This window comes from Melaminivora alkalimesophila (assembly GCF_000282995.1).
GTDB classification, from domain to species: Bacteria; Pseudomonadota; Gammaproteobacteria; order Burkholderiales; family Burkholderiaceae_C; genus Melaminivora; species Melaminivora alkalimesophila.
In genome coordinates this window covers 1-6,348 of the sequence record NZ_ALEE01000232.1, presented here as the reverse complement: position 1 = coordinate 6,348, position 6,348 = coordinate 1, and the positions used below count along the sequence as shown (strand labels likewise).

The window sequence follows — 6,348 nt, the reverse complement described above, 5'->3', positions numbered from 1 at the left end:
GAGGCGCCGGCTGCAGCCGTGCCGGCCGCGCCGGCAACACCGGCACCGGCCGAACCCGCCGCCAGCACCGACGCGCAGCCGGCGCCGGATGCCCAGCCGCCGGCCGACACGCCCCCCGAGGCGCCCGCCGCCGGCGCGGCCCAGATCCCGACCAAGTGAGCCCGCGCCCGGCGGCGCAAAAAATGCGGCCGCCAGGCATGTGACAGGGTTTTTCCGGGTTAGAATCGTCGTCTGTCCGGACTTGCTTCGCAGCACCTTTTGCGCAGCGCCGGTCCGGATCTCTGCAACAGCCGTCGTGGTGGAATTGGTAGACACGCTATCTTGAGGGGGTAGTGGCGAAAGCTGTGCGAGTTCGAGTCTCGCCGACGGCACCAATCACAAGAGGCCGCCTTGTCCGGGTCGCTGTGCGGCCCAGGCGGGGCGGCTTTTCAGCGGTGAGAAGGCGCTCCGATGAATCTCGATCAGTACCTCCCGGTTCTCCTCTTCCTCCTGGTGGGTGCCGGCGTGGGCGTGGTGCCCCTGCTGCTGGGCTACATCCTCGGGCCGCGCCGCCCGGACCCGGCAAAGAATTCCCCCTACGAGTGCGGCTTCGAGGCCTTCGATGACGCGCGCATGAAGTTCGATGTGCGCTACTACCTCGTGGCCATCCTCTTCATCCTGTTCGACCTGGAGATCGCCTTCCTCTTTCCGTGGGCCGTGAGCCTGCAGGACGTGGGCATGACCGGGTTCGTTGCCGTGCTGGTCTTCCTGGCGATCCTGGTGGTGGGCTTCGTCTACGAGTGGAAGAAGGGCGCCCTGAACTGGGAATGACGGGCCGGCGGCTGCTCAAAGGAATGACGTGATGATTGATGGTGTGATGAAGGAAGGCTTCATCACCACGAGCTACGACTCGGTGGTGAACTGGGCCAAGACCGGCTCGCTGTGGCCCATGACCTTTGGCCTCGCCTGCTGCGCGGTCGAGATGATGCACGCGGCGGCGGCCCGCTACGACCTGGCCCGCTTCGGGGCCGAGGTGTTTCGCGCCAGCCCCCGCCAGTCCGACCTGATGATCGTCGCCGGCACGCTGTGCAACAAGATGGCGCCGGCGCTGCGCAAGGTCTACGACCAGATGGCCGAGCCGCGCTGGGTGATCTCCATGGGTTCCTGCGCCAACGGCGGCGGCTACTACCACTACAGCTACTCGGTGGTGCGCGGCTGCGACCGCATCGTGCCGGTGGACGTCTACGTGCCGGGCTGCCCGCCCACGGCCGAGGCGCTGATCTACGGGATCATCCAGCTGCAGCAGAAGATCCGCCGCACCCACACCATCGCCCGCGCATGAGGGAAGAGAGCATGTCGAACATTGCGATTGCACCCGAGGCCCTGCGCGATGCGGTGGCTGCCGCGCTGGGCGAGCGCGCGCGCGAAGTCAGCCTCTCCCGGGGCGAGGTGACGGTGGTGGTGCCGCACGCCCATTACCTGGAGGCGATGCGCACGCTGCGCGATGCGCCGGCCTGCCGCTTCGAGCAGCTGATCGACCTGTGCGCGGTCGACTATTCCACCTACGGCAACGTCGGCACCGAGGGCCCGCGCTACGCCGTGGTCTCGCACCTGCTGTCGGTCTCGCTGAACCAGCGGGTGCGCGTGAAGGTGTTCTGCCCGGACGACGATTTCCCCGTCCTGCCCTCGGTGACCGGCATCTGGGACGCGGCCAACTGGTTCGAGCGCGAGGCCTTCGACCTGTTCGGGATCGTGTTCGAGGAGCACAACGACCTGCGCCGGATCCTGACTGACTACGGCTTCATCGGCCACCCGTTCCGCAAGGACTTCCCGCTGTCGGGCCACGTCGAGATGCGCTACGACCCCGAGCTGCGGCGCGTGGTGTATGAGCCGGTCTCCATCGAGCCGCGCGAGCTCACGCCGCGCGTCATCCGCGAGGACAACTACGGGGGCCTGCACTGAAGGCGCCCGCCGCCCAGTGGAACGATCCATGGCTGACATCAAGAACTATTCCCTGAACTTCGGCCCGCAGCACCCGGCGGCGCACGGCGTGCTGCGCCTGGTGCTCGAGCTCGACGGCGAGGTGGTGCAGCGCGCCGACCCGCACGTCGGGCTGCTGCACCGCGCGACCGAGAAGCTCGCCGAGCACAAGACCTACCTCCAGTCGCTGCCCTACATGGACCGGCTGGACTACGTCTCGATGATGAGCAACGAGCACGCCTACTGCCTGGCCATCGAGAAGCTGCTGGGCATCGAGGTGCCGCTGCGCGCGCAGTACATCCGCGTGATGTTCTCCGAGATCACGCGCCTGATGAACCATCTCATGTGGCTGGGCTCGCACGGGCACGACTGCGGCGCCTCGACCATGCTGCTCTACACCTTCCGCGAGCGCGAGGACCTGTTCGACATCTACGAGGCGGTGTCCGGCGCGCGCATGCATGCCGCCTATTTCCGCCCGGGTGGCGTCTACCGCGACCTGCCCGACTCCATGCCGCAGCACCAGCCCGGCAAGGTGCGCAGCGCGCGCTCGGCCGAGGAGCTCAACCGCAACCGCCAGGGTTCGCTGCTGGACTTCATCGAGGACTTCACCCAGCGCTTTCCTGCCTGCGTGGACGAGTACGAGACGCTGCTCACGGACAACCGCATCTGGAAGCAGCGCACCGTGGGCATCGGCGTGATCTCGCCCGAGCGCGCCCTGAACCTCGGCATGACCGGCCCGATGCTGCGCGGCTCGGGCGTGGCCTGGGACCTGCGCAAGAAGCAGCCCTACGAGGTCTACGACCGTCTGGAGTTCGACGTGCCGGTGGGCGTGACGGGCGACTGCTACGACCGCTACCTGGTGCGCGTCAACGAGATGCGCCAGTCCAACCGCATCATCCAGCAGTGCATCCAGTGGCTGCGGGCCAACCCCGGCCCGGTGATCACGGACAACCGCAAGGTGGCGCCGCCGCCGCGGGAGCGCATGAAGTCGGGGATGGAAGACCTGATCCACCACTTCAAGCTGTTCACCGAGGGCTTTCGCGTGCCCGAGGGCGAGGCCTACGCGGCCGTGGAGCACCCCAAGGGCGAGTTCGGCATCTACATCGTCAGCGATGGCGCCAACAAGCCTTACCGGCTGAAGATCCGCGCCCCCGGCTTTGCGCACCTGGCGGCCTTCGACGAGGTGGTGCGCGGACACATGATTGCCGATGCCGTCGCCATCATCGGCACCATGGACATCGTGTTCGGAGAGATTGACCGATGATTACCGAAGCGACCAAGGAGCGCTTTGCGCGCGAGGTGGCGAAGTACCCCGCCGAACACCGGCAGTCGGCCGTCATGGCCTGCCTGGCCATCGTGCAGCAGGAGCAGGGCCACATCACCCAGGAGGCCGAGGCGCAGATCGCCGAGTACCTGGGCATGCCCGAGATCGCGGTGCACGAGGTCACCACTTTCTACAACATGTACAACCAGCAGCCAGTGGGCAAGTACAAGCTGGCGGTGTGCACCAACCTGCCGTGCCAACTGCGCGGCGGGCTGCAGACGCTGCGCGCGCTGGAGGCCAAGCTTGGCATCGCCATGGGCGAGACCACCGCGGACGGGATGTTCACGCTGCAGCAGTGCGAATGCCTGGGCGCGTGCGCCGATGCGCCGGTGATGCTGGTGAACGACCGCAACATGTGCAGCTTCATGGAAGGCGAGCGGCTCGAGCAGCTGGTCGAGGGCCTGCGCAGCACCGGAGGGCAGGCATGAGCCAGGCTGCAGCACAGTTTCTTCAGCAGTTCCTCGCCACCGGCGAGCAGAGCTGCTTCCACGGCCGCCACATCGAGCCGCAGATCTACGCCGGCCTCGACGGACGCAACTGGGGCCTCAAGGACTACGAGGCGCGCGGCGGCTACCAGGCGCTGCGCAAGATCCTGGGCGCCGACGGCGGCGGGGGCATGACGCAGGACCAGGTCATCGCCGCGCTCAAGGAGTCCGCCCTGCGCGGGCGCGGCGGTGCGGGCTTTCCGACGGGTCTGAAGTGGAGCTTCATGCCGCGGCAGTTCCCCGGGCAGAAGTACCTGGTGTGCAACTCCGACGAGGGCGAGCCGGGCACCTTCAAGGACCGCGACATCCTGATGTACAACCCGCACATCGTCATCGAGGGCATGGCGATCGCGGCCTACGCCATGGGGATCTCGGTGGGCTACAACTACATCCACGGCGAGATCTTCCAGGTCTACGAGCGCTTCGAGGCGGCCCTGGAAGAGGCGCGCGCGGCGGGCTACCTGGGGGACGGTATCCTGGGCAGCGCCTTCAGCTTTCAGCTGCACGCGCACCACGGCTTCGGCGCCTACATCTGTGGGGAAGAGACGGCCCTGCTCGAGTCGCTGGAGGGCAAGAAGGGCCAGCCGCGCTTCAAGCCGCCCTTTCCCGCGAGCTATGGCCTGTACGGCAAGCCGACCACCATCAACAACACCGAGACCTTCGCGGCGGTGCCTTGGATCATCCGCCACGGCGGCCAGGCGTACCTGGAGTGCGGCAAGCCCAACAATGGCGGCACCAAGATCTTCTCGGTCTCGGGCGACGTGGAGCTGCCGGGCAACTACGAGGTGCCGATGGGCACGCCGTTTCCCAAGCTGCTCGAGCTCGCCGGCGGCGTGCGCAAGGGGCGCCAGCTCAAGGCGGTGATCCCGGGCGGCTCCTCGGCGCCGGTGCTGCCGGCCGCCATCATGATGGAGTGCACCATGGACTACGACTCCATCGCCAAGGCCGGCTCCATGCTCGGCTCGGGCGCGGTGATCGTCATGGACGACTCGCGCGACATGGTGGAGTCGCTGCTGCGGCTGTCGTATTTCTACATGCACGAGTCCTGTGGGCAGTGCACGCCCTGCCGCGAGGGCACGGGCTGGCTGTGGCGCGTGGTCGACCGCATCCTGCACGGACAGGGCCGTCCGGAGGACATCGAGCTGCTCGACTCCGTGGCCTTCAACATCATGGGCCGCACCATCTGCGCGCTGGGCGATGCGGCCGCCATGCCGGTGCGCGCCATGATCAAGCATTTCCGGCACGAGTTCGTGGCCAAGATCGAGGCCGCCAGCAAGCAGGCCGCAGTGGCCGCCTGATGGGGCAACAAGCATATGGTTGAAATTGAACTGGACGGCAAGAAGGTGGAGGTGCCCGAGGGCAGCATGGTGATGCATGCGGCCGAGAAGGCGGGCACCTACATTCCCCATTTCTGCTACCACAAGAAGCTCTCGATTGCGGCCAACTGCCGCATGTGCCTGGTGGACGTGGAGAAGGCGCCCAAGCCCCTGCCGGCCTGCGCCACCCCCGTCACCCAGGGCATGGTGGTGCACACCAAGAGCGAGCGCGCGATCAAGGCCCAGCAGTCGGTGATGGAGTTCCTGCTCATCAACCACCCGCTGGATTGCCCGATCTGCGACCAGGGCGGCGAGTGCCAGCTGCAGGACCTGGCGGTGGGCTACGGCATGGGCAGCTCGCGCTACGGCGAGGAAAAGCGCGTCGTGACCCACAAGGATGTCGGGCCGCTGGTCTCCATGGAGGAGATGGCGCGCTGCATCCACTGCACCCGCTGCGTGCGCTTCGGCGAGGAGATCGCTGGGGTCATGGAGCTCGGCATGGTCAACCGCGGCGAGCATGCCGAGATCACCACGGTGGTGGGCGACACCATCGACTCCGAGCTGTCGGGCAATGTCATCGACCTGTGCCCGGTGGGCGCGCTGACCAGCAAGCCTTTCCGCTACAGCGCCCGCACCTGGGAGCTGTCGCGCCGCAAATCGGTCAGCCCGCACGACTCCACGGGAGCCAACCTGATCGTGCAGGTCAAGAACCACCGCGTCATGCGCGTGCTGCCCCTGCAGAACGAGGAGGTCAACGAGTGCTGGCTGGCCGACCGTGATCGCTTCTCCTACGAGGCGCTGAACGGCGAGGCACGCCTCACGCGCCCGATGCTCAAGCAGGGCGGCCAGTGGGCCGAGGTGGACTGGCAGACGGCGCTCGAATATGTGGCCAACGGCCTGCAGAACATCCGTGCCGAGCACGGCGCGCAGGCCATCGGCGCCCTGGTGAGTCCGCACAGCACGCTCGAGGAGCTGCACCTCGCGGCGCGCCTGGTGCGCGGCCTGGGCAGCGACAACATCGACCACCGCCTGCGCCATGCGGAGTTTGCGCCGGCCGCCGGTGTGCGCTGGCTGGGCATGCCCATTGCGGCCCTGAGCACGCTGCAGTCGGTGCTGGTGGTGGGCTCCAACGTCCGCAAGGACCATCCGCTGTTCGCCCAGCGCATCCGCCAGGCGGCGCGGGTGGGCGGTTGCGTGATGGCCATCAACGCCGTGACGTACGACTGGGCGATGCCGGTGGAGCACACCCTGCTGGCGCCCGCCA

Annotated in this window: 7 protein-coding genes and 1 tRNA gene; all 8 read left to right on the top strand. The window is 67.4% G+C overall.

The annotated features are described in order from the left end of the window. Positions 1-289 precede the first annotated feature (289 nt). Positions 290-374, top strand: a tRNA-Leu gene (locus A612_RS04150). 76 nt (positions 375-450) lie between these two features. Then, a complete protein-coding gene (locus tag A612_RS04145) occupies positions 451-810 on the top strand; it encodes an NADH-quinone oxidoreductase subunit A (RefSeq protein ID WP_019373294.1) in 360 nt (119 codons plus the stop codon). A gap of 31 nt (positions 811-841) precedes the next feature. After that, positions 842-1,321 (top strand): NuoB/complex I 20 kDa subunit family protein, encoded by a 480-nt coding sequence (locus A612_RS04140; protein WP_019373293.1) that lies wholly within the window; start codon positions 842-844, stop codon positions 1,319-1,321. An 11-nt stretch (positions 1,322-1,332) separates the two neighbouring features. Next, positions 1,333-1,941 (top strand): NADH-quinone oxidoreductase subunit C, encoded by a 609-nt coding sequence (locus A612_RS04135; protein WP_019373292.1) that lies wholly within the window; start codon positions 1,333-1,335, stop codon positions 1,939-1,941. Positions 1,942-1,969: 28 nt separating this feature from the next. Continuing rightward, entirely contained in the window at positions 1,970-3,223 is a 1,254-nt protein-coding gene (locus tag A612_RS04130; protein WP_019373291.1) for an NADH-quinone oxidoreductase subunit D, read from the top strand. Continuing rightward, positions 3,220-3,711: an NADH-quinone oxidoreductase subunit NuoE gene (gene nuoE, locus A612_RS04125; RefSeq protein WP_019373290.1), complete on the top strand. Its 492-nt coding sequence runs from the start codon at positions 3,220-3,222 to the stop codon at positions 3,709-3,711. Before A612_RS04130 ends, nuoE begins: the two co-directional genes overlap by 4 nt. Further along, entirely contained in the window at positions 3,708-5,066 is a 1,359-nt protein-coding gene (gene nuoF / locus A612_RS04120) for an NADH-quinone oxidoreductase subunit NuoF (protein WP_019373289.1), read from the top strand. The genes nuoE and nuoF overlap by 4 nt, the downstream gene beginning before the upstream one ends. Before the next feature lie 15 nt (positions 5,067-5,081). Then, the coding region (gene nuoG, locus A612_RS04115; RefSeq protein ID WP_019373288.1) for an NADH-quinone oxidoreductase subunit NuoG at positions 5,082-6,348 on the top strand (1,267 nt) is incomplete at its 3' end.